Genomic DNA, 1,059 nt, shown 5'->3' on the forward strand with positions numbered 1-1,059 from the left:
AGAATCCAACATGTTTGATGACTGACATTACGCCTCCTCCTTGTTAATGCTTGCTAGTGTTGGCGCATTAGGTTGCACAGTTTGTTGTAAGCGCTCTAACGTGCGATGACCCGCAATGCCATCCACACCGATGCCCTGCCAACGTTGGAACAGTTCCACTCGCTCTTTTAACGCACCGTCAAAAATAGACGTTTCCAGTGGTGATTCACTCACCGCTTTGGCAAGCAATTGGTCAAGCACTTCTATCGCCGGCCCTTCCATATCTAAACGCAACGTCTCTTTAAGCGGCGCTTGCCACAATTCAATGATGTTGCCCTGCCACATAGGTTTCAGCCACGAAACAGGCAAACGTAGACGCTGTTTGCCATTGAGCACTTCTACTTGGTCGTTGCCAACCGCATACAAAATCACGTAACCAACATCGCCTTGATAATTCAGCTCTAAAATAACCGGTCGATTTTGCTGCATCAGCAAGGGCCACGTTGCCATTTTTCTTTCACAACGCATGGTGGATTGAGGCTCAGACAAGCAAAGATTATCGCGCACTGATGCTCGATATCCCCAAAGGCGGTAAAGATCATTCACGGCAAGATTGGATTGTTTCTGCGCCAACAGCATATCGCGCTGTGCATCAGTTAGCTGCTCACTTGCCATAAGAGGAGCAGGAGTAGACGAAGACGCAGCAACGGGGACTTCCGACATCGCAGTCTTAGGCTTCACTGGCATGTAATTTATTGCAGCCCAGCCAACACCAACCGCTGCCATTACACCAATAGCAGCCGATCCCCACGCTGGCCATGTAAATGACTGACGAGGTTTATCTTGCTGGTAAATGTCTGCCTGAAACTGCATGACTTCTTCGCAGGCTTGTTGCACCGTCTGTTTATCGACAACGACACTGCCCTGGTGATAACTCATATTCAATGCTTTATCACAAATCAGGTTGATGAGACGCGGAATGCCATGGCTATACTTCGCAATCAACTTACTGGAACTACGATGAAACAGTTGCTGATCGCCACCAGCCGTGTGCAAACGAGATCGGAAGAGCGTCGTGTA

1 protein-coding gene is annotated in these 1,059 nt (G+C 48.8%); it reads right to left on the reverse strand.

The genetic code is table 11. From position 1 onward, the window contains the following. Positions 1-27: 27 nt before the first annotated feature. Positions 28-1,059: peptidoglycan-binding protein (locus R7M72_RS25840; RefSeq protein WP_318056562.1), on the reverse strand; the 1,032-nt coding region annotated here is incomplete at its 5' end.

Origin of the sequence: Vibrio sp. YT-18, assembly GCF_033337345.1 — a bacterium.
GTDB classification, from domain to species: Bacteria; Pseudomonadota; Gammaproteobacteria; order Enterobacterales; family Vibrionaceae; genus Vibrio; species Vibrio alginolyticus.